Annotated in this window: 15 protein-coding genes and 4 pseudogenes; 15 read left to right on the top strand and 4 right to left on the bottom strand. The window is 70.0% G+C overall.

Annotation, left to right across the window (positions count from 1 at the left end; genetic code table 11):
- Positions 1-16: 16 nt before the first annotated feature.
- Positions 17-1,768, bottom strand: coding sequence for a hypothetical protein (locus O7553_RS13165; protein ID WP_281555077.1), 1,752 nt, complete (start codon positions 1,766-1,768; stop codon positions 17-19).
- A 388-nt stretch (positions 1,769-2,156) separates the two neighbouring features.
- Between O7553_RS13165 and O7553_RS13160 the strand changes: the two genes are divergently transcribed.
- The 3 genes from O7553_RS13160 (at position 2,157) to O7553_RS13150 (ending at position 11,692) form a co-directional block, all read left to right on the top strand.
- Complete coding sequence (locus tag O7553_RS13160; protein WP_281555076.1) at positions 2,157-5,522, top strand: S8 family serine peptidase; 3,366 nt, start codon at positions 2,157-2,159, stop codon at positions 5,520-5,522.
- A gap of 223 nt (positions 5,523-5,745) precedes the next feature.
- Positions 5,746-10,515 carry a BREX system serine/threonine kinase PglW gene (gene pglW, locus O7553_RS13155; RefSeq protein ID WP_281555075.1) on the top strand — a complete coding sequence of 1,590 codons (4,770 nt, stop codon included), beginning with the start codon at positions 5,746-5,748 and terminating at the stop codon, positions 10,513-10,515.
- A gap of 190 nt (positions 10,516-10,705) precedes the next feature.
- On the top strand, positions 10,706-11,692 hold the full coding sequence (locus O7553_RS13150; RefSeq protein ID WP_281555074.1) for a DUF559 domain-containing protein: 987 nt from the start codon (positions 10,706-10,708) through the stop codon (positions 11,690-11,692).
- A gap of 27 nt (positions 11,693-11,719) precedes the next feature.
- Here O7553_RS13150 and O7553_RS13145 read toward each other — a convergent pair whose 3' ends face one another.
- Positions 11,720-12,457 carry a hypothetical protein gene (locus tag O7553_RS13145; RefSeq protein ID WP_281555073.1) on the bottom strand — a complete coding sequence of 246 codons (738 nt, stop codon included), beginning with the start codon at positions 12,455-12,457 and terminating at the stop codon, positions 11,720-11,722.
- A gap of 319 nt (positions 12,458-12,776) precedes the next feature.
- Between O7553_RS13145 and O7553_RS13140 the strand changes: the two genes are divergently transcribed.
- The 5 genes from O7553_RS13140 (at position 12,777) to pglX (ending at position 17,729) form a co-directional block, all read left to right on the top strand.
- Entirely contained in the window at positions 12,777-13,424 is a 648-nt protein-coding gene (locus O7553_RS13140) for a DUF433 domain-containing protein (RefSeq protein WP_281555072.1), read from the top strand.
- A gap of 236 nt (positions 13,425-13,660) precedes the next feature.
- Positions 13,661-13,816: a hypothetical protein gene (locus O7553_RS13135; protein ID WP_281555071.1), complete on the top strand. Its 156-nt coding sequence runs from the start codon at positions 13,661-13,663 to the stop codon at positions 13,814-13,816.
- A 78-nt stretch (positions 13,817-13,894) separates the two neighbouring features.
- Entirely contained in the window at positions 13,895-14,887 is a 993-nt protein-coding gene (locus O7553_RS13130) for a hypothetical protein (RefSeq protein ID WP_281555070.1), read from the top strand.
- A gap of 95 nt (positions 14,888-14,982) precedes the next feature.
- Entirely contained in the window at positions 14,983-15,993 is a 1,011-nt protein-coding gene (locus O7553_RS13125; protein ID WP_281555069.1) for a hypothetical protein, read from the top strand.
- Positions 15,994-16,088: 95 nt separating this feature from the next.
- Positions 16,089-17,729, top strand: coding sequence for a BREX-2 system adenine-specific DNA-methyltransferase PglX (gene pglX / locus O7553_RS13120; RefSeq protein ID WP_281555068.1), 1,641 nt, complete (start codon positions 16,089-16,091; stop codon positions 17,727-17,729).
- On the opposite strand, the pseudogene O7553_RS13115 reads toward pglX, so the two are convergent.
- Positions 17,698-17,967, bottom strand: a pseudogene (locus tag O7553_RS13115) (transposase); the annotation flags it as partial. The gene pglX and the pseudogene O7553_RS13115 sit on opposite strands and share 32 nt — an antisense overlap.
- 107 nt (positions 17,968-18,074) lie before the next feature.
- On the opposite strand from O7553_RS13115, the gene O7553_RS13110 reads away from it, so the two are divergent.
- From O7553_RS13110 to O7553_RS13090, 5 genes and pseudogenes are all read left to right on the top strand, one after another.
- Positions 18,075-18,875 (top strand): transposase, encoded by an 801-nt coding sequence (locus tag O7553_RS13110; RefSeq protein WP_281555067.1) that lies wholly within the window; start codon positions 18,075-18,077, stop codon positions 18,873-18,875.
- Positions 18,876-19,107: 232 nt separating this feature from the next.
- Positions 19,108-19,476 (top strand): annotated as a pseudogene (locus tag O7553_RS13105) (transposase); the annotation flags it as partial.
- Between the two features lie 81 nt (positions 19,477-19,557).
- A complete protein-coding gene (locus tag O7553_RS13100) occupies positions 19,558-19,986 on the top strand; it encodes a hypothetical protein (RefSeq protein ID WP_281553169.1) in 429 nt (142 codons plus the stop codon).
- Positions 19,983-21,005, top strand: a complete 1,023-nt coding sequence (locus O7553_RS13095) for an IS3 family transposase (RefSeq protein ID WP_348650117.1) — start codon at positions 19,983-19,985, stop codon at positions 21,003-21,005. The genes O7553_RS13100 and O7553_RS13095 overlap by 4 nt, the downstream gene beginning before the upstream one ends.
- A 41-nt stretch (positions 21,006-21,046) precedes the next feature.
- Positions 21,047-21,734: pseudogene (locus tag O7553_RS13090) on the top strand (IS256 family transposase); the annotation flags it as partial.
- Positions 21,735-21,760: 26 nt separating this feature from the next.
- Here the strand turns inward: O7553_RS13090 and O7553_RS13085 are convergent.
- Positions 21,761-23,248 carry an IS66 family transposase gene (locus O7553_RS13085; RefSeq protein ID WP_281551243.1) on the bottom strand — a complete coding sequence of 496 codons (1,488 nt, stop codon included), beginning with the start codon at positions 23,246-23,248 and terminating at the stop codon, positions 21,761-21,763.
- A gap of 106 nt (positions 23,249-23,354) precedes the next feature.
- Between O7553_RS13085 and O7553_RS13080 the strand changes: the two are divergent.
- Together O7553_RS13080 and O7553_RS13075 are read left to right on the top strand one after the other, a co-directional pair.
- A pseudogene (locus O7553_RS13080) lies at positions 23,355-23,591 on the top strand (IS256 family transposase); the annotation flags it as partial.
- Positions 23,525-24,337 (top strand): transposase, encoded by an 813-nt coding sequence (locus O7553_RS13075; protein ID WP_348651205.1) that lies wholly within the window; start codon positions 23,525-23,527, stop codon positions 24,335-24,337. The pseudogene O7553_RS13080 and the gene O7553_RS13075, both read left to right, overlap by 67 nt.
- The last annotated feature ends 8 nt before the right edge of the window (positions 24,338-24,345 follow it).

Here is a 24,345-nt window from a genome sequence, read left to right as displayed (position 1 = left end):
GGCCGGCCCGGGACGCTCAGTCGAGCCGGTAGACGAGGACACCGTCGATCTCCTCACGGGCGATGCCCAGCCCGTCGACCGGACGTTGGGCGACACCGTCCCACGGCGTCCCGACCAGCCGGTCCGGCATCACCAGCACCGTACGCACCCCCAGGTCGCGCAGGTATCCGACGCTCGCCGGGTCGGGAAAGAACGCGGTGACCGCCCGGGTCTGCTCCTGGCTGGCCGGGACGAAACCGGCCAGGCCGTTGGCAACCTGCGGGAAATCTCCCTCGGTGGTCCACAGCATTACGTTCAACTCGAACGCGCCGGCGTCGCTGGGCAGCACCAGTACCGGCCCGGTGAGCTGGTCCCAGGCAGCCGGTGGGGTGGGCACCTGCGGGTGAGCGGTCCGGTTCATCCCCTCGACCACCACCAGCGCCAGGGGGATCGCCAGGACGGCACCGGCGGCCCGCCGGGACCACTGCGACCATCCGGTGGTGGCCCGGCGCAGCGCGGCGGCTGCGGCCGTGAGGGTTCCGGCGGCCAGCACTGCGAGGAGCAGGCTGGTCCAGATCATCATCCGTCCCGGGGTACGCAGCGCGTCCCAGCCCGGCAGGTGCTTGGACAGCGTCAGGTAGCCGGGGTCGCCGTCGCCGCCGAGCGTGGCGCCGAGGGCGAGCAGCGCTGTGCCGATGACTCCGGCGGCGAGCGCCACCCGGTGCCGGATCCGCAACGACGAGACGATCAGGCCGGCGGCTGCCAGGGCGATCAGCGTCACCCCGGGCAGCAGCGTCATCTCCGGCGGCCAGAAGATCTGCTCCCGGGTGCCGGCGTGCCGTTCTCCCCACAGCCAGGACTCGGCGGGTGCGGTGATCAGGCCGACCACCGGCGGGGAGAACATCTCGGTCCAGGCCAGGCTCCGCTCCGCCTGCGGGTTGAGCTCGACGACGCGGAAGTAGGCCGCCGCGATCGCGAGGGTGACCGCGCCGAAGATCACCCCGCCGACGGCGTCGGCGACGAGTAGCCGCCGGCCGAACGGTGGGCGGCGGCGGTGTCGCCACCAGGAGATCCCGTAGCCGCCGGCGGCGACGATCCCGGCGGCGAGCAGGAAGTAGACCAGTGGCAGTCCGATGCCGAAGCCGAGGCTGATCTGCCAGGCGGCCACCAGCCAGCCGGCGAGGGCCCAGCCCGGTCTGCGCCGTTCGGGGCGGTAGCCGTGCCGCAACGACCAGCCGTGGCCACGGGCGAGCATCGCCAGACACAGCGCGATCCCACCAGTGGAGAGGATGTTCATGTGCCCGGAGTGGGCCAGCCGCCAGGGGGCGAAGGCCCACGCGACCCCGGCCACCGCCGCGCCCATCCGGCCCGCGCCGAGCTGTCGGATCAGGGCGTACGCGCCGATGAACGCCAACGCGTACAGCAGCACGTACAGGATGTTGTAGCGGATCAGCGCGGCTTCGAAGCCGGAGCCGATCATCCCGGCCGGTGCGTAGCCGAGGAGTGTGTCGCTGTACGCGTAGGTGTAACGCTCGGGGAAGAACGTGTTGGAGTGCCAGAGCCCGGTCGGGTCGGTCGACAGCGCGTGCCCGCCCCAGGCCACCTGCCAGGCCTGCAGGGTGGGGTCGGCGATGTCGCCGGGGATGGTGCTGGCGGGATGTCGCAGGGTGGGCCAGGTCAGCACCACCGCGAGGAGCAGTCCGCCGAGCACGGCCAAGGTCCATTCGTGCCGCAGGAACCGCCACAGCGGGGGCCGGGGGGCGGACGGGCGATCTTGAGCGGTCTCCACGAGAATCGATGATCTCAAATCAGGACGTGGGCTGTCGAACCCGCCCGTCACTTGCCGGGCCGGATCTGGTCCGCCGATCATCGTCGCTTCCGGTGACCCCGCGCAAGCCCGGCCGGACCTGCGAGAACCAGGTTTCGTTGTCGCTGACGTCGGCCCCAGCGGCTGTGGCGGGGTCCGTGCCGGAGCGCAGGTCGTGCCGGAACGCAGATCGCACCGGAACTGGTCGCCGGGCAGACCGGGTGACCGCGGATCCGTTGCACAATGAGCCGATTGCCCGGGATTGACCCAGAAAGCCATCTTCAGGCCTGTTGTCCTGAGCGTCGGGTGTGTAACGCTGACGTTTCGCATCTGCCCGACGTCCTGACAGACGTCCAATGGGGAGGTATTGGTGACACGTTCGAGAAGACTCGTGGCGGCCGGACTGGCCGCCGTACTCGTGATCGGGCCGGGGCAACCTGGCCGGGCCACGCCGACGGACGGAGACAGCGCCAGTCGGACCTCTGCCGGACAGGCGCCGGCCGGTCAGCGCGCCACGGTCACCCTGCTCACCGGCGACCAGGTCACCGTCACCGGTTCCGGCGCCGCTGCACTGCGCCCGGGCGAGGGTCGCGACGGCATGCAGTTCCGCACCTACCGGATCGACGGGGAGCTGCACGTCGTCCCACGCGACGCCGCCGAGCTGGTTCAACGCGGCACGCTGGACCGCCGACTGTTCAACGTCACCAAGTTGATCGAGTGGGGCTACCACGACGCCGCGCGGGACACCCTGCCGCTGATCGTCACCGCCGCGCGGGGCGACGTCGCCGCCCGTGGCGCCGCCGTGCTCGCCGTTGACGGCCTCGACGTGCAGCGCGACCTGCCGGCGATCGACGGCGCGGCGGTGACCGCCGACAAGTCCACCATCGCCGATCTGTGGACCACGGTGTCCGCCGGCCCGGCCGCCCGTGGCACCGACACCGGTATCGAGCGGATCTGGCTGGACGGAAAACGGCAGATGCTGCTGGACCGCAGCGTCGCACAGATCGGTGCACCCGCCGCCCACCGGGCCGGATTCACCGGCGCCGGCGTCACCGTCGGCGTCATGGACAGCGGCGTCGACACCGGACACCCCGACCTGGCCGACGTCGTCATCGAGACGCGCAACTTCACCGACGCGCCGGAGGACGGCGACACCACCGGCCACGGCACCCATGTCGCTTCGATCATCGCCGGCAGCGGCGCCGCGTCCGGCGGCAGGTACCGGGGCGTCGCCCCGGACGCGAAGATCATCTCCGCGAAGGTCTGTCCGGCGGCCTGGTGCGACGACTCGGCGATGATCGACGCGATGCACTGGTTCGCCGTGGACAAACAGGTCCCGGTGGTCAACATCAGCATCGGCGGCGGCGACGGACCCGAGATCGACCCCCTCGAGGAGGCGGTCAACACCCTCACCGAGCAGACCGGCACCCTGTTCGTCATCTCCGCCGGCAACGCCGGCGCCGACCGTACCGTCGGGTCACCCGGCAGCGCCGACGCGGCACTGACCGTCGGCGCGGTCGACCGCGACGGCTCGCTGGCCGACTTCTCCAGCCGTGGCCCGCGGGTCGGCGACGACGCTGTCAAACCCGACATCACCGCACCCGGTGTCGACATCGTCGCCGCCCGCGCCGAGGGCACCACCCTCGACGTCCCGATCGACGAGCACTATGTTTCCGCGCCGGGCACCTCGATGTCGGCGCCGCACATCACCGGTGCCGTCGCGCTGCTCGCCCAACAACAGCACCAGTGGACCGCGCAGCAGTTCAAGTCCACCCTGATGGGGTCCGCCGCGCCACACCCCGGCACCGGCGCGTACCAGCAGGGCGCCGGCCTGGTCGACGTCGCCCGCGCCGTCACCCAGACGGTGACCGCCACGCCGGCCAGCATCTCCTACGGCCGCGCCCTCTGGCCGCACCAGGACGACGAGCCGGTCAGCCGGACCGTGACCTACCGCAACACCGGCACCGAGCCGGTCACCCTCGACCTGGCCTGGGAGATCACCGGACCGGCGGGCGCGTCAGTGCCGGCCGGCATGTTCGCCACCAGCGCCGCGCGGGTCGAGGTGCCTGCCGGCGGTACGGCCAGCGTCGACGCCACCGCCGACACCAGCGCCGACGCGGTCGACGGCTACTACAGTGGACACCTGGTCGCCACCGCCGGGCAGACCCGGGTCGTCACCCCCGTCGGGGTGCACCGCGAGGTCGAGAGCTACGACGTGACCGTGTCGCACATCGACCCGGACGGCGGACCGTCGGAGTCGTACTGGACCGTGCTGGCCGGCCTGGACACGTCGCACTTCGACTTCCCCTACGACGAGGACGGCACCGTCGTCACCCGGCTGCCCAGGGGCGAGTACGGCCTGTTCGCCACGATCGACGAATTCGACGAGGAGGGCCAGGCCACCAGCAGCGCCATCCTCGCCCAGCCGCGACTGACCGTCACCGGGGAGACCACTGTCACCCTGGACGCCCGGCAGGCGGCACCGGTGCGGGCCACCGTGCCGCAACCGGCCGCCCGGGCCGCGATCGTCGACGTGACGGCCGGCTTCGACACCGTCGACGGTCCGACCGGCATCGGTGCCGCGTACCCCGGATTCGACGGGGTGTCGACGAAGCAGCTCGGCGGTGACGACCGGGCACCTGGGTTCAGCTCATCCATCTCCCACCAGTGGTTCAAGCCGGACCCCGACGGCGGGTACGCCAACAGCCCGTTCGCCTACGCGCTGAGCGAGGTCTTCGACGGCCGGCTGCCGACCGGGTACCAGCGTGACTACGCCACCGACGACCTGGCCCGGGTCCGGCAGGACTTCCGGGGCACCCCGACCGGTGACGTCTCCGACCGGCTGCTCGTCGCCGAGTTCGACGACCCGGCGCTGGGCGCGCTCAGCGAGGTCACTGTCGTGCCCGTCCCCGGTGAACGGGTCGAATGGTTCAGCACCGACCAGGTGAACTGGTTCTCCGACCTGTACTTCTCCGACCCCGGTGAGGACGGCTGGCTGACACCGGTGTCGTTCCTGTTCGACCCGGCCCGCGCGTACACCGCCGGTGCCCGGCACACCGACACCTGGAACCTGCCACCGTTCGGCCCGGCAATGCCGGCGACGACCGTACCGCGCGGCTGGGTCGGCCGGATCGGCGACGAGATCGTGGCGGAGGTCCCGCTGTTCGGTGACGCCGCCGGGCACGCCGGCGACTCGCAGACCGTCACCGCACGTACCGCCCTCTACCGCGACGGCGAACTCGTCGACGAGTGGGAGGTCGGTGGGTTCGGCTACTTCCTAGTCCCGCCCGGTCAGTCCGACTACCGACTGGAGACCGCGGCCACCCGCGACGTGGGTGACCTGGCCACAGAGGTGAGCCTGGCCTGGACGTTCCAGTCCGGGCGGGCAGGCGGTGACGAGTGGCGCAGGCTGCCGGTGATGGTGGCCCGCCCCGCGCCGCCGGTCGACGACGCCGGCACCGCCCCGGCCGGCGAGCAGGTCGACATCCCGGTGACGGTCCGCCGGCAGACCGGCGTCACCGTCAACCTGGACGCACTGTCGGTCGAGGTCTCCTACGACGACGGCACCACCTGGCTGCCGGCCCCGGTCCGCGCTGACGGCCGCAACTGGGTGGCCACGGTGCAGCACCCGGACAGCGACGGGTACGTGTCGCTGCGGTTCGGTGCCGAGGACCGCCGGGGCAACACGTTCACCCAGACGGTGGTCCACGCCTACCGGCTGGCCGCCGCCGACTGACGTCACGCACACCGCGAAGGGCCCTGGTGGCCGTGACCCGGACCCGGGTCACGGCCACCAGGGCCCGCGCCGTCCCTAGCCGCCCCCAGCGCGTTGATCCACTTCGCCTGGTCGACTCGACACGCCGACACCCTGTCAGATCACCCGCATCCGATCACGGCCAACCCGGCCCGCGTGGGACGGCCCGCCGACCCAGGTTGCCCCGGCCCATAGGATCGCAGGCATGCAGGAGGGCCGGTGGACGTCGATCACGCCGTCGCAGTTCGCACACGAGCGCGAGGCGCTGGCCCACCTGCAAGGGCTGCTGCCCGACACCGAGCCGTTCCGGGCCTGGTCCAACTTCACCTTCACCGCCGACACCGGGCATCCGTACGAGGTCGACCTGCTGGTCGCCACGCCCGGCGGGCTGCACCTGATCGAGATCAAGAGCTTCACCGGTCGGCTGATCTCCAGCGGGTCCAACTGGATCCAGCAGCAGTCCGGTGGCGGTGTGCACACCCTCGACAACCCGCTGCACCTGGCCGACGCCAAGGCGAAACGCCTCAAATCACTCCTGCAGGCGGCTGCGGCGGCCAGCGGCGGCGGGCGCAACCGGATCCGGGTGCCGTTCATCCAGGCGGCGGTCTTCCTCAGTAAACCCGGCCTGAAGGTGGCCCTGTCCGACCACCACCGGCACAACGTGTACGGCCCACAGTCGCCCGCCGACCGTGAATCTGCCGGCCGCGACGGCGGCGACCTGCCGCCGATCGGCACCGGCCTGCTACTACGTCCACCCACCGATGAACGCCACCGGGTCACCCCGGAGCTGTCCCGCGCCCTGCCGGGCCTGCTGGAGAAGGTCGGCATCGCCCGCAGCCGCCGGCACCTGCAGATCGGCTCCTGGGAGCTGCAGCCCCGCCCGTTCGACGTCGGGCCCACCTGGCAGGACCACCACGCCACCCACCGGGACCTGCCCCGGGAGCGCCGCCGGGTGCGGATCTACCTGGTGGAACGCAACGCGGTGCAGGCCCAGCGGGCCAGCATCGAGCGGGCCGCCCGCCGGGAGATGCGGGTGCTGCACGGCATCAGCCACCCCAACATCGTCCAGGTCGACGCGATGGAGCCGCACGAGGCCGGCCCGGCGCTGGTGTTCCGCCACGACCCGCGCTGGCTGCGGCTGGACCACTACCTCGCGCAGTACGGCGACCGGCTCGAACCAGCCAGTCGGGTCACGATGATCCGGCAACTGGCCGAGACCCTGGCGTACGCCCACGGCCGGCACCTGCACCACCGGGCGTTGTCGGCGCGCAGCATCTTCGTCACCCCGGCACCGGGCCGGCGGCGGCGCGGCAACGATGAGGAAGGCTGGCTCTACCCGCAGTTGCTGGTCAGCGACTGGCAGGCGGCGACCCGGGCCGCCGACGGCGCGGGCAGCGCCACCGTCGGCACCGGCTCCGACGAGCCGATCCTCGCCTCCAGCCACGCCGCCGACCATCTGGAACGCTCCGCTGAGGCGTACCTCGCCCCCGAGTTGAGCTCCCCGGCGCCGGACCCGGTGGCGATGGACGTCTTCGGGCTCGGCGCGGTGGCGTACCTGATCCTCACCGGGCAGCCGCCGGCCGGCAAACGCACCGAACTGCTCGCCCGGCTCGCCAAGGAGAACGGGCTGCGGGCGTCGGCGGTGACCGACACGGCCTCGCAGTTCGCCGACGAGCTGATCCAGGCGGCGACCGCACCGGTGCCGACCCAGCGGCTGACCACGGTCGCCGAGTTCGTGGAGATGCTGGAGGTGGTCGAGGACGAGCTGACCGCCCCACCGTCGCCGCCAGCGGTCACCTCGACGACGGCACCAGCGGACACCACGGACCCGACGACCGGCACCGCCACGGATCCCGCGAGCGCCACCGCGCCGGAGCCGGGGCCGGTGTCAGGCCAGGAGCGGGTCCAGATCGATCCGCTGGAGGCGCGGCCGGGCGACACGGTCGGCGAGTGGACGATCACCAAACGGCTCGGCACCGGGTCGACCTGCCGGGCCTTCCTGGCCCACAACGATCGGACCGGCCGCGACGAGGTGCTCAAGGTCGGCCTCTCCGACGAGAAGGCAGCCCGACTGGCCCGCGAAGCCGAGGTGCTCGGGCCGCTGACCGACTCCCGGGTGATCCGGCTGGCCCGACCCGATCCGCTGCGGATCGGCAACCGTACGCTGATCGTGCTCGAACACGCCGGTGAGCGGACCCTGGCCCGGCAGCTGCGCGACGAGGGCCGGCTCACCGTCGACGAGCTGGAAAACTACAGCGACTACCTGTTCGGCGCGCTGGACTACCTCGAAGGCGAGGGCGTCTACCACCGCGACATCAAGCCGGACAACATCGCCATCCGGATCCGTACCAACCGGACCCGTCAGCTGGTGCTGTTCGACTTCTCGTTGGCCGCCGTGTCGGTCAAGGAGATCACCGCCGGTACGCCGCGCTACCTCGACCCGTTCCTCGGCACCGCCGAGCGGCCGGTGTTCGACCGGTCGGCCGAGTGGTACGCCCTGGCGGTCACGCTGCACGAGATGGCCTCCGGTGAGCTGCCGGTGTGGGGTGACGGGGCCACCGAGCCGCAGTTGACCGACGGCCCGCCGCTGCTGGCCGCCGAGGCGTTCGACCCGGCGATCCGTGACGGCCTGATCGCCTTCTTCGAGGAGGCGCTGCACCGCGACGCGCGTCGCCGGTTCGGCTCGCTCAAGGACATGCGCGACGCCTGGCAGCGGCTGTTCCGCCAATCTGACGCGAGCGCCCCGGCCGGCACCGACCATCCGGAGCCGGTCGACGACGAGATCGACGCCGACGCCGCCGCAGCGGCCCGCGACGAGGCGGCGACCCGGGCGACCCGGGCGACGGCGTTGGAGTCCGCCGGGCTGACTCCCCGGGCGATCTCCGCCGCCCACCGGTTGGACGCCAACACTGTCGGTGACCTGCTCACGGTGGCGCCCCGGCTGGCACACCTGCGCGGGCTCGGTGCCCGTACCCGCCAGGAGCTGCAGCGCCGGGTGAAGGAGTGGCGGGCCCGGCTCGGTGAACGGGAGCCGCTGGCGGCCAGCCAGGCGGAACGCCGCGCCGCCTCCGCCGAAGCGACCCCGGTCGCCGCTGGCGCCGACGGCGACGTGGAGCTGCTGCGGGTCGGCCTCGACGCGGTCGCCGCGCTGCTGGTGCCCGCGCCGAACACCCGTAACCCGACCGAGGCGCAGGCCACCCGGCTGCTGCTGGCCCTGCCCGACGCCCGTGGCGTGCTGCCGGACCTGCCGCCGTGGCCCCGGCAGCCGCTGGTCGCCAAGGCGGTGTCGGTCACTCCAGGCCGGATCGCGCAGATCCTCGGCAAGCAGCGCCGCCGGTGGCGCGGCCTACCGGTGGTACGCAGTCTGCGTACCCAGGTGATCGGGTTGCTGGCCGACAGCGGCCGGGTGATGTCGGTCGACGAGTTGGCGGCCGCGTTGCTGGCCAGCCGCGGTTCGGTGCGCACCGGCGAGCAGGTGCGGATGGCGGTGGCCCGGGCGGCGGTGCGGGCGGCGATCGAGATCGACGCGTTGGAGGAGGATCAGCGGCTGCTGCTGCGCCGGCACAGCGACACCCACTCCGGGTCGGCCGGCGACGGCGGCACCGCCGCAGGCCCGCAGTCCACCGTACGGGAGCCGGTGGCGGACCGGTTGCTGGTGGCGTTGGAAGCCGGTGACGACGACCAGCCGGACACGCCGACCGCGCCGGCGCTGCTGGACTACGCCGACGCGCTCGGTCGGGCCGCTGACCGGCTCGCCGACAGTGAGGTGCTGCCCAGCCCGGCGACGGTGCTGCGTACCCTCGCCGGGGTGAGCGCCCCGGGCGGCGCGGCCGAGGTGGTCGACGAACGCCGCCGGGTGACCCTGGCCGCCGCTGCCGCCCAGCGGGCGGCGGCCAACGCCCGGCTGGAGATCTACCCGAAGGATCTGTCGCCGGTGCGGGCGTTGCGGCTGTCCCAGGCCGGTGTGCTGCCGGCGGCCGGCCCTGGCCAGCCGACCGCGTCGAGGACCGCACCGTCCACGCCGTCGACTGACGGGTCGGGCGCGACGTCAGGTGTCCCCGGTGCGGTGCACCGGCAGGCGACGCTGACCGCCGAGCAGATCGCCGCCCGGGTACGCGGCCGGTTCCCGGAGCTGGCCCCACTGCCGCCACCGGCGCAACTGGACAAACTGCTCGCCCAGGCCGGCTTCGATCTGCGGATGGTCGGTGACGTGTGGGTGGCTCCACCCCGTCCACTATCGTCGTCGATGTCGATCATCCGGCGTCGGTCGTCGGCGTCGACTCCGACGACGTCCTGGCTGGCCGACTCGCCGGAGTTGGCGGCGGCGCTGCGCGCCGAGGAGCGGCTGTCCGCCCCTGGTGACGGTTTCCGGGCGTTGACGGTGCGGTTGAGCCGCTACCCGGCCGCCGCCGACGAGCTGGTCCGCCGTTTCGGTGCCCGGCCGGTGAGTGTGGCCGACCGGTTCCTGCGGCACCTGCGGGCCCTGGTCGACTCGCGGCCGAAGCCGACCTGGGCGACGGTGCTCGGCGCGGACCTGGCCGAGCCGGGTTCGCGGGCGGCGCTCAAACTCGGCGAGTATGTCGACGAGGCGTGGCAGCGGGCCCTGCCCGAACTGCTGGCCGAGCTGGGTGCGACGACCGCGTCGGCTGACTTCGGCTCACCCGCTGACTCCGGCTCACCCGCTGACTCCGGCTCACCCGCTGTCTCCGGCTCGTCCGCTGCGTCCGGCTGGTCTGCCGGGCCGTTGCTGCTGCATGACGCGGCACCGTTGGCCCGCTGGCGGTCGATGCCCCGGCTGGACATGCTCGCGGAGGCGGCCCGCTCCGGTGCTGGCACCCTGTGGCTGCTCTGCCCGGCCGAGGATCCGCAGGCGCTGCCGAAACTCGACGGCGAGGTGGTGCGGGTCAGCGAGAACGAGTGGATCCCGCTGCCCGACGCCTGGGTGGCCAACGCCCACCGCAGCGTAGCGGCCTGACTCTCGCTGTCCTCCTGCCCGCTCTCCTGCTGGTCTTGTGATCCACTTCGCCTGGTCGACTCGCCACGCCGACACCTCGTCAGATCACCAGCATCCGATCAGGGCAACCCCGTCCACAGCCGCCCCGGTTGTCCACAGACCACGCTGGTGACGGCCACGCCAGCGCGGCTGGGCGGGCACCCTCGGCGGCATGGACCCGCAGCTGCGTACTCTGCTCGACCGCAACCATGGCGTGCTCTGCCGGCGCGACGCCGCCGAAGTGGTGCCGTCCTGGGCGATCGACGTGGCCCGCCGCGAAGGGCGGGTGCGCCGGATACTGCCCGGCGTGTACGCCGACACCACGCTGCTCGGCACCAACAACGCCACCGGCACCGTTGACGCGACCGGCACAGGCGACCACGGCCGGTTCCCGGCCGCCGGGCTGGGCGGGCTCGACCCGGCGCGCGCCCGGCGGGCGGCACTCGGCTACGCGGACGGGCGGGGCGCGTTGAGCCACCTGACCGCGCTGCACCTGTGGGGGCTGTGGCAGCCGGCCGCTGGCGAGCCGGTGCACCTGACGGTGCCGGCGACGGTACGGCTGAGCAACCACCCCGGGCTGGTGGTGCACCACGTACGCGGGTTCAGCCTCGACGCGCCGGACACGCTGACGCGCCACGGGGTGCCGGTGACCCGGCTGGACCGGGCCCTGGTCGACTCGTGGCCGCTGCTACCTGCCGGGGAGCGGCGCGGCCCGGTGATCCAGGCGGTGGCGGGGCGGCACAGCACCCCGGCGCGCATCGGCGCGGCGCTGGCCGGCGCACCGAAGCTGCCCGGCCGGGCGCAGCTGCGGGACCTGCTGGGCAAGCTGGCGGCCGGCTGCCACAGCCCGTTGGAGATCTGGGGCCACGACCACGTGTTCACCGGTGCCGGGATGCCGCCGCTGCGCCGGCAGGTGCGGGTCAGCGACGGGCGACGTACCTGCTACCTCGACGTGTACGCCGAGGCGCAACGGGTCGCGTTCGAGCTTGACGGCGCGAGCGGGCACGGCGCGCCCGGTCAGCGGGAGGTGGACCTGCGCCGGGACGCCTGGCTGGCCACGCTGGGCATCCAGGTGGTGCGGTTCAGCCACCGGCGGCTGGTGCACGACACCGCCGAGGTGCGCCGGGAGATTCTCGCCGTGCTGGCCGCCCGCCGCTGACCAGCCGCGCCGGTCAGCCGGTCCGCGTCAGTAGTCGACTTTCAGCAGCGCGTACGCCTGCGCCGGGGTGAAGCCCGCACTGAGCAGGGTGGTAACCGGGTCGGCGACGTCGCCCCGGAACGTCCGGTCGCGGCCCAACGGGTCGAGCGTGTAGACGTGCACCTTGGTGCCTTCGCCGACCAGGCAGTCATTGTTGTGACAGGAGACCCAGTCGGGGAAGAAGAACTCCGAGCCGAAGTAGAGGTACAGCCTCTGCGGCCCGTCGTTGGCGTCGGTCGGCCAGCCGAGCACCGGATCCTCGGTGGGGCTGGGTGACGGGGTCGGCGACTGCGTCGGGGTGGGCGTCGGTGTCGGTGCGGGTGACCCGGTGGGCGTCGGGGTCGGCGACGGCGTGGGAGACCAGATGGGCGTCGGTGACTTCTCGTCCTCGGGGCGGGGCTGGCCACTCGCCGAGGGCAGCCACACCACCAGTGCGACGGGCAGCACCAGCACCAGGAGCAGCAGGGACCACGGCAGCGGTACGGCCACCCGGCCTTGCCGGATGCGCCTCTGTTGCGCCGCGTACCACCCCCAGGCCACGAAGGGGCCGATGCCCCCGCCGACCGGAGCACCGACAGCCATACCATCGACGCCTCCAGCGGCGAAGCCGATGATCGTGCCCGCCGTGATCATCACGGGCACGATGACAGTGAACGCGTTCGGCAGCGACGGCGGGTCGACCGGTGCCTGCGGTGGGGTGCCCGACCCTGTCTCACTACGCCACATGATCACTTCCTGTGTCCGGCCCGTCGCAGATCATTGTGACCCGGCGTCCGGCGTGACCGAGCGCGAGGGGTCGACCAGGGACCACCCGTGATCCACTACCGCGGAACCACCGTTGATCCACTTCGCCTGGTCGACTCGCCACGCCGACACCCTCTCCGATCACCCGCATCCGATCTGACGGACCGCCGACGTCCAGCTGTCCGGAAGGCGACTCAGGGCACCTGTGACGGGACACGGGGTAGCGAGCGGCCGGGGTTGGCCGGTAGACCTGTGTGCCAGATGCGATGCTGTGAGCGTGTTGGCGGACGGAAGGGGAGCGGTGATCGACAAGCTGCATGACGCGCTCCTCACCCCGGTCGACACCGCCCGCTACCTCAGGATCCCGCGCAGCACGATGTACTCGTGGCTCGCCGAGCGGGCCGCCGGTGCACCGCTGGTGCACAGCGTCCCACCGGTCAAGCGCGGCTGGCCGTCGGTGCCGTTCGTCGCTGTCGTCGAGGCGTACGTGCTGCGTTCGCTGCGGGAGATAGGGCTGCGCAAGGACAAGATCCGGGATGTGGCGGAGCAGGTCCGCAACGAGTTCGGCAACCCGTACGGGCTTGCCGACCGACGGATCGCCACGGACGGGATCGACGTCTTCGTGCACTATCTCGACAGCGACGAGATGGCCCGGATGGGGGATCAGCAGATGCCGATCCGGGAGGTGATCGCTGACTACCTGGAGTACATCGTGTGGGAGCCGTCCGACGAGTACCCGGCCCGGCTGCGGCTCAGCGGTTATCCAGCCGAAGCCGAAGTGGTGATCGACCCGCAGTACAGCTGGGGCGCTCCTGTCATCGCACGCAGTAAGGTCCCAGTGGATGCGGTCGTGGGGATGTGGCGTGCGGGTGAGTCAGTCGATGTTGTCGCCGACGAGTACGGCCTGACCGTTGCCGAGGTCGAAGCGGTCGTCGGAGTCGCTGCCTGAGTTCTTTGTCGACCGCTGTGTCGGCAAACGCGTCCCGCGTGCCCTGACCGAGGCCGGCTGGCGGGTGCACCTGCTCTCGGGACGTCTACCCGAACGACGGTCAGGACGTCTCGGATCCCGAGTGGGTCAGGCTGGGCCTGAGTCGTGGCTGGTCGCTGCTCACCCAGGATCGGCGAATTCGCACCCAGGCCCCGGTGCTGGAGTGGGTCCGGGAGAGCGGCGGGACGATCCACTGCTTGAGCAGCGGCAACCTCCACGTCGACGAGTGCGCCGACCGGCTGTTGCGGCACCAAGCAAAGATCTGGCGGTACGCGACGAACGGGCCAGCGGGCTTCTACGTCGTCTACGCCGACAAGGTCGTCCGCCGCTGGCCGACCACCCGCGAGCCGTGAGCCGCGTGACTCGCCGTCAAGTGCACGCGCCGTCTGTCGGCCAGGGCTGCCGTTCAGGTCTTGGTGACGCTGGTGTCTATGGTGGTCACCACCAGCGACCGACGATTGTCCAGGAGTGTAGACGTGCCGTCAGCAGGTGACACCGGCATGAACGCCTCGGCGGATGGGCAGGGGCGGGTGTTTCAGGCTGGGCGAGACATCGTGATCTCCGGTCAGCCGCACGCAAACGCCCGCAAGCTGACGGTGCTCAACGTCGAAGCAGCGGCGCAGGTCCTTACCGAGATGGCGGGCAACGCCAAGACCCGCGACGAGGCGGTGCTGACCGTCGCCGACATGGAACCGGGGGTGGCGGCGAGTCGCCTCGCGGCGATGCCGCCGGAGTCGGCCGCGCAGATCCTGGCCCGGATGGACCACCGGCTGGCCCGCCAGCGGCTATTACTGATTCCGAGCTGGGGTGGCGGTGAAGGTGGTGCCATCCTCGGCCACCTGCCGGCCCGGGTGGCCGCCAAGCTTGTGGAGGACGTTCCGCGCGATACAACTCTGAGTCTACTGGGTCAGATAGCACCCAAGCATGCGGCTGCGATTCTGGCGGAGTTTCCGGATTCGCTGGCGGGTGAAATCATTATCACGAATCCCGCTAACTATACGAGGGAGGAGTACACTTTAGAAGGATTCCTTGCGCATCCGTTCTCTACGGAATACGCTGCAACTTGGCTGTTGATCCTGCCGCTCGCACAGGCCGCTCGTGTGGTGGCTGCTGCATCTGCTGAGGCAACGGCTGTGATTTTCGCCTGTATGTCGGATGAAGCGCTTGTTGGTCATGGGTCAGGGCTACTGTCCAAGGTGGACGTCAGCTACCTGGTCACGGTGCTCGCTTTCCTTCAGCCGGTCTGGCGGGCTGGTGCGCTGCTGAGCGGACTGGCGGATGACCGGGTGGCCGCCGCCCTGGCGGATCTGCCCGAGACTCGTTGCGCGGTGCTGCTCGCCCGGCTACCCGAGGAGCGGGCCGCTGAGATCGTGCGGCAGCTGCCGGAGACGAAGCAACAGGCTGTCAAGCCTCACCTGTGGTAGGCGGCACGTCGGTGACGCTGGTGTCTATGGTGGTCACCACCAGCGACCGATGATTGGGCGGGAGGGTCGGCGTGTCGTCAGCGGGTGACACCAGCATGAACGCCTCGGCGGATGGGCAGGGGCAGGTGTTTCAGGCTGGGCGGGACATCGTGATCTCCGGCCAGCCGCACGTCAATGCCCGCAAGCTGACGGTGCTCAACGTCGCGGCGGCGGCGCAGGTCCTCACCGAGATGGCGGCCAGTGCCGACACTCGGGACGAGGCGGTGGTGATCGTCGCCGACATGGATCCGGAGGTAGCCCGCCTCCGGCTGCAGGCGATGCCGCCGGAGTCGGCTGGGCAGATCCTGGCCCGGATGGACCACCAGTTGGCCTACGAACGGCTGGTGAGGATCCCCGACACGAAGGCTGCCGCCATCCTGGGTCACATGCCCGCCGAACCAGCCGCCGAGTTGGTAGTACAGCACTCGCAGGAGTCGAGGCTGCGGCTGCTGTCGAAGATGGAGCCCGAGCGGACAGCCGGGATCCTGTTGAGCATCCCGGCCAAGCAAGCAGCCACACTCGCCTCAGACTTGTCGCCCAGGCTTACCGCCGCCAAGAACACAGCCCTTTTCGCTGCGATCCCGGTACCTCGCCTGGCCAACCTCCTGGCAGAGCTTTCCTCGCACCAAGTGTTGGCGCTGATAGAGGTCATGTCGGCTGAGACCGTCGAGAGGCTGCTCTACGGCATTTCATCATCGAAATCCGCCAGCCTCCTGGCCGCGATGTCGGTAGGTCAAGCCGCCAGGGTGGTGGCTGTATCAGAAAAGGCGGTGGTGGCTGAATGGCTTACCGAGATGCCCACTGATGTGCTGTTCGAGCGGGCCTCGGATCTACTATCGGAAGTTCACAACATCAGTCTCATCATGCTGCTTCTGCAGGTGCCGGCGCGGCGGGTATGTCACATTGTGGCTGGGCTATCCGTCGAACGGGCGGCGAAAACCGTCACCGAGTTGCCGGACGGACGAGCCTTAGTACTACTTGCTCTGGTACCTGAGGACCGCGCGAAGTCGATTCTGCAGAAGATGCCGGAAGAGAAGCGCCAACGGCTGGAGGAGTATCTGGCGTGAGTCGGTGCTGTGCCGTCGAGGGATGGCTGGTTGTTGGGGGAGGATGGCCGGCTGGGTGGTGCCGGGTGGGGTGGCGGGGGCACTAGAGTCGTGCCGTGATCGACCGAAAACTGCTACTTGCTGACCTGAAGAACCAGGTGAAATCGCTGGAAAACGACCTGCGGGGGCAGGTCGACGCGGTCGAGGAGGTGCGCGACCGGCTGAAAGGCGAATACGACCGGGCCCTCAAGATCGGGCGTACGGCGGCGACCTGGGCCGTGTGGCGCGATGAGCGGGTGACGCAGGCGGCGGTGGCCTGGGTGCTCGGCAGCGTGTTCGTCCGTTTCTGTGAGGACAATTCGCTGCTGACCGATCCGTACCTGGCCGGGCCGGGGGAGCGGATGGTGATCGCCGAGGAGGCCGAGGCGCAGTTCTTCCGCGACCAGCCACACGAGACGCTGCGCGGCTGGCTGCTGACCGCGTTCGACGCGATCGCCGCCAGCCAGGCCGGCCGGTCACTGTTCGACAAGCGGCACAACCCGCTCTACCAGATTCCGCTCTCGCACGACGCGGCGAAGTCACTTGTCGCGTTCTGGCGGACCCGGGGCGCGGACGGCGCGCTGGTGCACGACTTCACCGACCCCGACTGGGGTACGCGGTTCCTCGGCGACCTCTACCAGGACCTGTCCGAGGCAGCCCGCAAGACGTACGCGCTGCTGCAGACCCCGGACTTCGTCGAGGAGTTCATCCTCGACCTGACGCTGACCCCGGCGATCGACGAGTTCGGCCACGACGTGGTCAAGATGATCGACCCGACCTGCGGCTCCGGGCACTTCGTGCTCGGCGCGTTCGACCGGCTGCTGAAGCAGTGGGAGGAGCACGCCCCGAACCGGGACCCGCAGGAACGGGTCCGGCTCGCCCTGGACGCCGTGCACGGCATCGACATCAACCCGTTCGCCGTGTCGATCGCCCGCTTCCGGCTGCTGATCGCCGCGATCCAAGCCTGCGGCTTCAAGTCCCTCGCCGACGTCGCCGGCTACACCTTCCCCATGCATCTCGCCGTCGGCGACGCCCTGATCAAACACCGGGCCGGCACACTGTTCGGCGAGGACCCGATGGTCGAGTTCGCTTACGCCACCGAAGACATCGACGAGCACCCCGGCATCCGTGAGGTCGGCCGCTACCACGTCGTGGTCGGCAACCCGCCCTACATCACCGTCAAGGACAAGAGCCTCAACGAGGCGTACCGGGAGATGTACGACGCCTGCTCCGGGCAGTACGCGCTGTCGGTGCCGTTCGCGCAGCGCTTCTTCAACCTGGCAAAGTCGGGCGGCGGCGACGGCAAGAGTGCGGGTTTCGTCGGGCAGATCACTGCGAACTCGTTCATGAAGCGGGAGTTCGGCAAGAAGCTGATCGAGAAACTCTTCGCGCTCGACGTCAATCTGACCCATGTCATCGACACCTCTGGTGCCTACATCCCCGGTCACGGTACGCCGACGGTGATCCTGGTCGGCCGCAACACCAACCGCAGCCGCCCCGGCACCATCCGGACCGTCATGGGCATCCGCGGCGAGCCCAGCGCCCCGGAGAACCCGAGCCAGGGCCACGTCTGGCGAGCCATCGTCGACCAGATCGGCCGCCCCGGCTCCGAGTCCCCCTGGGTGAGTTCTGCGGACCTACCTCGCACGCGCCTTCATCGTTATCCGTGGAGCCTAAGACCGCATCTCATTTGGGGTTGTCGCTGGTCAACAGGTTGAGACGGGCTGCTCGGCGGTAGCAGATGACAGCGCAGGCGAGCTGTACGAATCCGAGGAAGTGGGAAGCCTTGCGTTCGTAGCGGCGGGCCAGGCGCCGGAACCGGGTGATCCACTCCAGACAGCGTTCGACAACGTAGCGGTGGCGGCCGAGCCGTCTCGAGGACTCGATGCCCTTGCGGGCGATGCGTGCCCTGATGCCCCGTCGGGCGAGGGTGTCCCGGCAGTGGCGGTAGTCGTAGCGTAAACATTCACGTCTTGCTGGCGGGTTCGCTGTTGGGTAGCGTGACTCGCCGGGCCGAGCTGGGGGTGGTTGCCGTCTCGGACCGATCGTGATCTTGTGCCCGGGTGGTTGATCCGGAGGCGCTGTCGCGGGACGAGCTGATCGCGGTGGTCCGTGATCAGGCCGCTCAGTTGGCGGATCAGACGGCCGAGGTGGAACGGCTACGTGCGGAGTTGGAGCAGATCAAGCGGTTGATCTCGCGGAACAGCCGAAACTCCTCGATGCCGCCCTCGACCGATGATCTGCCTGGCCGGTCGGGTAGGAGCAAGCCCGCCGGCGGTGGGCGCTCGGGCGGGAAGAAGCCGGGGCGAGGTAGACAGCCCGGTGCGCCGGGATCGTATCTGCCCTGGTTGGACGAGGCCGACGTCCGGGTGGTTGACCAGCGTCCGTGCGGGCCGTGCGAGTGCGGGACGGACCTGGCGGGGGCTGTCGACGAGGGGGTGGTGTCGGCCAGTCAGGTCACCGACGTGCCGCTGGTCACCGCGTCGACGGTGGAGTACCGGCAGTACCGGGTCCGGTGCGGCTGCGGCCGGAAGCACGTCGCCGCCCCGCCGAAGCAGGCGGGGGTGGGTAACACCCGGGTGTACGGGGCGAACCTGCGCGCTCTCGCCGTGTACCTGCTGATCGTGCAGCACGTGCCGGTCGAGCGGTGCGTGCGGCTGATCGCCGATCTGGCCGGCACCCGCGTGTCGGCCGGGTTCGTCCACAAGGTCCTCGCCGCCGTCGCGGCGGCGGTGACCGACATCGTCACGATGATCAAGGCGTTGATCACCCTGGCCGAGGTGGTCCATTTCGACGAGACCACGATCCGGGCGGGTGCCGCGGGCCGCAACGGGTACGTATGGTCCGCGTCGACGGGCCTGTAGGGAGATCTGTGTAACGGATGTCAGTAGAAGTCCGTTATGACCGGTGGGTAGCCGGTCGACACAGTGAGGACCAGTTTCGATGACACTTTCAACGGTGGAGCAGTACGACTCCGGCGTCGATGCCGACGCGGAGGTCGCGGCGTTGACGCGGCGGATCGCCGCTGACGGTCCCCGGCTGCCTCTGGCGGCGGTGCCGGACGAGGCGGCGGCGCGTGAATCGGCCCGCCGGGCGGTGGCGGATCTGATCGACAAGCAGGCCCTGGACGCGTTGCTGGCCCAGGTCAAGGGTGACGGGTTGCGGCTGACCGGGCCGGGCGGGTTCCTGTCCGAGCTGGTGCGCGCCGTTCTGGAACGGGGGCTGCGGGCCGAGTTGACCGAGCATCTGGGCTACGCCCGTCGTGACGCGTCGGGTAACGGCTCGGGTAACTCGCGTAACGGGTCGACCGCGAAGACGGTGCAGACCGAGATCGGCCCGGTCGATGTGAAGGTGCCCCGGGACCGGGCGGGCACGTTCACCCCGATGCTGGTGCCGAAGAACGCCCGCCGGCTCGGTGGCCTGTCGGACGTGATCATCAGCCTGTACGCGGGTGGGATGACGGTCCCCTCTCTGTCAGGCTGAGTTGAGACAGGTCGTCTACCAGGGGATACGCTCCCCGGACGGGTCTGAGGGGAGATCATCAGCATGGCAGACAAGTCCATCGGTTCCGGCGATCTGGACGCCAAGCCGGTTCGTCGGACATTCACCGCAGAGTTCAAGGCCAGGATCCTCGCGGAATACGACGCGGCCCCCGACGCTGCGGCCCGGGGTGCGATCCTGCGCCGGGAACGCCTGTACGGATCACACATCCTCGACTGGCGAAAGGCCCGTGATGCGGGCGCAGCGGCAGGCCTGACCGACCGACGCCAGTCCGCCGAACGGACCCGGAAGAACACCGAGTCAGCCGAACTCGCCCGGCTACGTCGACAGAACGCCCGCCTCGAGAACGAGCTGACCAAGACACGCACAGCACTGGACATCATGGGAAAAGCACACGCGCTCTTGGAACTGCTCTCCGAGAGCGCGGACACCGCGACACCCCCGCCGTCCTCGACGAGGCGCACACCGCGCTGACACCACTGTGGGGCACCGCCGCGGCGTGCCGACTGACCGGCCTGTCCCGAGCCACCATCTACCGCCACCGCAACCCGACACCGCCGAAGCCCCGGACACCCCGCAGACCACCACCGTCCGCACTGACCCAGGCCGAACGACAACAGGTCCTCGACCTGCTCAACAGCCAGCCCTACCAGGACCTGGCACCCGCACAGGTATGGGCACGTGAACTCGACGAGGGCCGCTGGTGGTGCTCTGAGTCCACCATGTACCGAATTCTGCGTGCCGCCGGACAGAACGGCGAACGCCGTAACCAGGCGACGCACCCGGCCCGCACCAAGCCGGAACTCGTCGCCGACGCGGCGAACCAGATATGGAGCTGGGACATCACGAAGCTACGCGGACCCGTCAAAGGCGTCTGGTACCACCTGTACACCGTGATCGACATCTGGTCCCGCTACGTCGTCGGTCACCTGGTCGCCGCGCACGAGGACGGCCAACTGGCCGAAGCGCTGATCGCCGACGCCGCCGCCCGCGAACGCGTCGACCCCGACCAGCTGACCGTGCACGCCGACCGGGGCGCGGCGATGACCTGCAAGACCATCACCCAGCTCCTCACCGACCTGAAGATCGGCCGTAGTCACAGCCGACCCAAGACATCCAACGACAACCCGTACATCGAGGCGAGCTTCAAGACCTTGAAGTACGACCCGACGTTTCCCGACCGGTTCGGGTCGATCCAGCACGCCCGGCAGCACTGCGAGGCCTTCTACACCTACTACAACCACGAGCACCGGCACTCCGGGATCGGGCTGCACACCCCCGCCTCGGTGCACCACGGCACCGCCGGACAGATCCGTCAGCAACGGCAACACACCCTCGACGCCGCCCGCGCGGCCCACCCACACCGGTTCGGCCGCCGACGGCCCCAGCCGCCCCGCCTACCGGACCGGGCATGGATCAACAAACCCGACAACACCGCCCCCGACCAGAGCACCACCCCGCCCACGAACACACACCCAGCAACACAAAGCTAAGAAAGATCAAGAATCTGTCTCACTTGACTTGACCGGCTCCGGTCCGCGACATCTGTCACCACCTGCAGCGGGTCTACGGCACCGAGGTGTCACCCGACACGGTCTCCACCATCACCGACGAAGTTCTGGAGGAGGTGAAGGCGTGGCAGCACCGGCCGTTGGACGAGGTGTACCCGATCGTCTACGTCGACGCGTTGATGGTGAAGTAACAAGGCCTGTTACCTCGTCGTGGGGGTCAACACCGACGGGGTCAAGCACGTCCTCGGTATCTGGGTGCAGCAGACCGAGGGGGCGAAGTTCTGGATGCAGGTCTGCACCGAGCTGCGTAACCGTGGGGTGCGTGATGTGCTGATCGCCTGCTGTGACGGGTTGACCGGTCTGCCCGAGGCGATCGAGGCGGTGTGGCCGCACACCACCGTGCAGACGTGTGTGGTGCATCTGATCCGGGCGGCGACGAAGTTCGTGTCCTACAAGGACCGTAGGGTGATGGCCGCCGCGTTGAAGGACATCTACACCGCTCCGACGGTGGAGGCGGCCGAGACCGCGATGCTCGGTTTCGCCGACAGCCCGCTCGGTAGGCGGTACCCGGCCGCGGTCGCGGTCTGGGAACGGGCGTGGGATCGGTTCACTCCGTTCCTGGCGTTCCCGCCCGAGGTCCGCCGGATCATCTACACCACCAACGCGATCGAGAGTTTCAACTACCAGATCCGGAAGATCATCAAGAGTAAACATTCACCTCTTGTGAGGGCGCGGGGTCAGCCCTGGAGGATGTGGGCGGTCTGCGGCATCCAGGGGTTCCCTGTGACGGCGTCGCGGAGTGCGGTCATGGCGTTGACGCCGTGTTTGACCGCAGTGGATAGGTAGCTGCGGATGGTCAGCCGGTCGCGGGTGGCTTTCTCGCTGGTGAGCCGGCCGGAGATCTTCTGCTGGGTCTTGTTCGGCCGTAGGTCACGCTCGGCGAGGTTGTTCGTCGGCGGAATGGTGGTGTCGTAGCAGAACCGCAGGACGTCGTCGTGGCGGTGGTGGAGATCCTCGAGTAGGTTGCGGCCGGGCGGCTGCCTGTCGCGGGGGCCGCCGACGCGGGGGACGTCCTTACGGCCGACGATCACGCCGTCGCGGAACTCGCGGACCAGCGGGTCACGCACGGCGGGGTCGATCTCGGCCTGTCCGGCGGCGCGGGCGAGGTTCGCGGCGTGGATCAGGCCGCGTAGCGCCCGCTGGCACTGGACCGGCCAGACGTGGTCGGGGTAGGTCTCGGCCGCGTCTTCGAGATCGCGGAGCAGATGTGCGCAGCACAGTTGGTGCCGCACCCCGTCGGCGAAGTTGCCGGCCTGGTCGTAGACGGTGTACCGGTCGTGCACGGCGACCCCGGTGAACGCCGGCCCGATCCCGATGGTGCGGAACTGTTCGCCGCTGCGACGCTCAGCCAGCGCGTACAGGGTGTACCGGCCGGTCGACGCGGACCATACGTACCCGTTGCGGCCCGCGGCACCCGCTCGGATCGTGGTCTCGTCGAAATGGACCACCTCGGCCAGGGTGATCAACGCCTTGATCATCGTGACGATGTCGGTCACCGCCGCCGCGACGGCGGCGAGGACCTTGTGGACGAACCCGGCCGACACGCGGGTGCCGGCCAGATCGGCGATCAGCCGCACGCACCGCTCGACCGGCACGTGCTGCACGATCAGCAGGTACACGGCGAGAGCGCGCAGGTTCGCCCCGTACACCCGGGTGTTACCCACCCCCGCCTGCTTCGGCGGGGCGGCGACGTGCTTCCGGCCGCAGCCGCACCGGACCCGGTACTGCCGGTACTCCACCGTCGACGCGGTGACCAGCGGCACGTCGGTGACCTGACTGGCCGACACCACCCCCTCGTCGACAGCCCCCGCCAGGTCCGTCCCGCACTCGCACGGCCCGCACGGACGCTGGTCAACCACCCGGACGTCGGCCTCGTCCAACCAGGGCAGATACGATCCCGGCGCACCGGGCTGTCTACCTCGCCCCGGCTTCTTCCCGCCCGAGCGCCCACCGCCGGCGGGCTTGCTCCTACCCGACCGGCCAGGCAGATCATCGGTCGAGGGCGGCATCGAGGAGTTTCGGCTGTTCCGCGAGATCAACCGCTTGATCTGCTCCAACTCCGCACGTAGCCGTTCCACCTCGGCCGTCTGATCCGCCAACTGAGCGGCCTGATCACGGACCACCGCGATCAGCTCGTCCCGCGACAGCGCCTCCGGATCAACCACCCGGGCACAAGATCACGATCGGTCCGAGACGGCAACCACCCCCAGCTCGGCCCGGCGAGTCACGCTACCCAACAGCAAACCCGCCAGCAAGACGTGAATGTTTACCATCAAGAACCGTGGGCATTTCCCCACCGACGACGCCGTGATCAAGCTGATCTGGCTCGCGATCGCCGACATCGAGGACAAACGCGCCCGGCAACGCGCCGCCGAGGCCGGTAGACCCGCGAACTCCCGCACCGCGCCGCCACGGCTGGTCGAAGGCGCCGGCGTGCACGGCTGGAAACAGGCCCTCAACGCGTTGGACCTGTTCTTCCCGAACCGTATCCCCATCGATGCCCGATAGTTGGACAGGATAGGGCGTTACACAGAAATTCGGACAGGCTCGCGTCGACCGGCCGGTACACCCTGTACGCGCTGGCTGAGCGTCGCAGCGGCGAACAGTTCCGCACCATCGGGATCGGGCCGGCGTTCACCGGGGTCGCCGTGCACGACCGGTACACCGTCTACGACCAGGCCGGCAACTTCGCCGACGGGGTGCGGCACCAACTGTGCTGCGCACATCTGCTCCGCGATCTCGAAGACGCGGCCGAGACCTACCCCGACCACGTCTGGCCGGTCCAGTGCCAGCGGGCGCTACGCGGCCTGATCCACGCCGCGAACCTCGCCCGCGCCGCCGGCCGGGCCGAGATCGACCCCGCCGTGCGTGACCCGCTGGTCCGCGAGTTCCGCGACGGCGTGATCGTCGGCCGTAAGGACGTCCCCCGCGTCGGCGGCCCCCGCGACAGGCAGCCGCCCGGCCGCAACCTACTCGAGGATCTCCACCACCGCCACGACGACGTCCTGCGGTTCTGCTACGACACCACCATTCCGCCGACGAACAACCTCGCCGAGCGTGACCTACGGCCGAACAAGACCCAGCAGAAGATCTCCGGCCGGCTCACCAGCGAGAAAGCCACCCGCGACCGGCTGACCATCCGCAGCTACCTATCCACTGCGGTCAAACACGGCGTCAACGCCATGACCGCACTCCGCGACGCCGTCACAGGGAACCCCTGGATGCCGCAGACCGCCCACATCCTCCAGGGCTGACCCCGCGC

The organism is Solwaraspora sp. WMMA2059 (genome assembly GCF_027497315.1).
Classification (GTDB): domain Bacteria; phylum Actinomycetota; class Actinomycetes; order Mycobacteriales; family Micromonosporaceae; genus Micromonospora_E.
The sequence above is the reverse complement of the archived record's forward strand: the minus strand, read 5'-3'. Positions and strand labels throughout refer to the sequence as shown.

Bases quoted from the DNA above. Each gene is read 5' to 3' on its own strand.
- O7553_RS13130 (WP_281555070.1), top strand. From the start codon at position 13,895: ATGGTGGTCACCACCAGCGACCGACGATTGTCCAGGAGTGTAGACGTG.
- O7553_RS13145 (WP_281555073.1), bottom strand. From the start codon at position 12,457: ATGTGGCGTAGTGAGACAGGGTCGGGCACCCCACCGCAGGCACCGGTC.
- pglW (WP_281555075.1), top strand. From the start codon at position 5,746: ATGCAGGAGGGCCGGTGGACGTCGATCACGCCGTCGCAGTTCGCACAC.
- O7553_RS13125 (WP_281555069.1), top strand. From the start codon at position 14,983: ATGAACGCCTCGGCGGATGGGCAGGGGCAGGTGTTTCAGGCTGGGCGG.
- O7553_RS13100 (WP_281553169.1), top strand. From the start codon at position 19,558: ATGGCAGACAAGTCCATCGGTTCCGGCGATCTGGACGCCAAGCCGGTT.
- O7553_RS13150 (WP_281555074.1), top strand. From the start codon at position 10,706: ATGGACCCGCAGCTGCGTACTCTGCTCGACCGCAACCATGGCGTGCTC.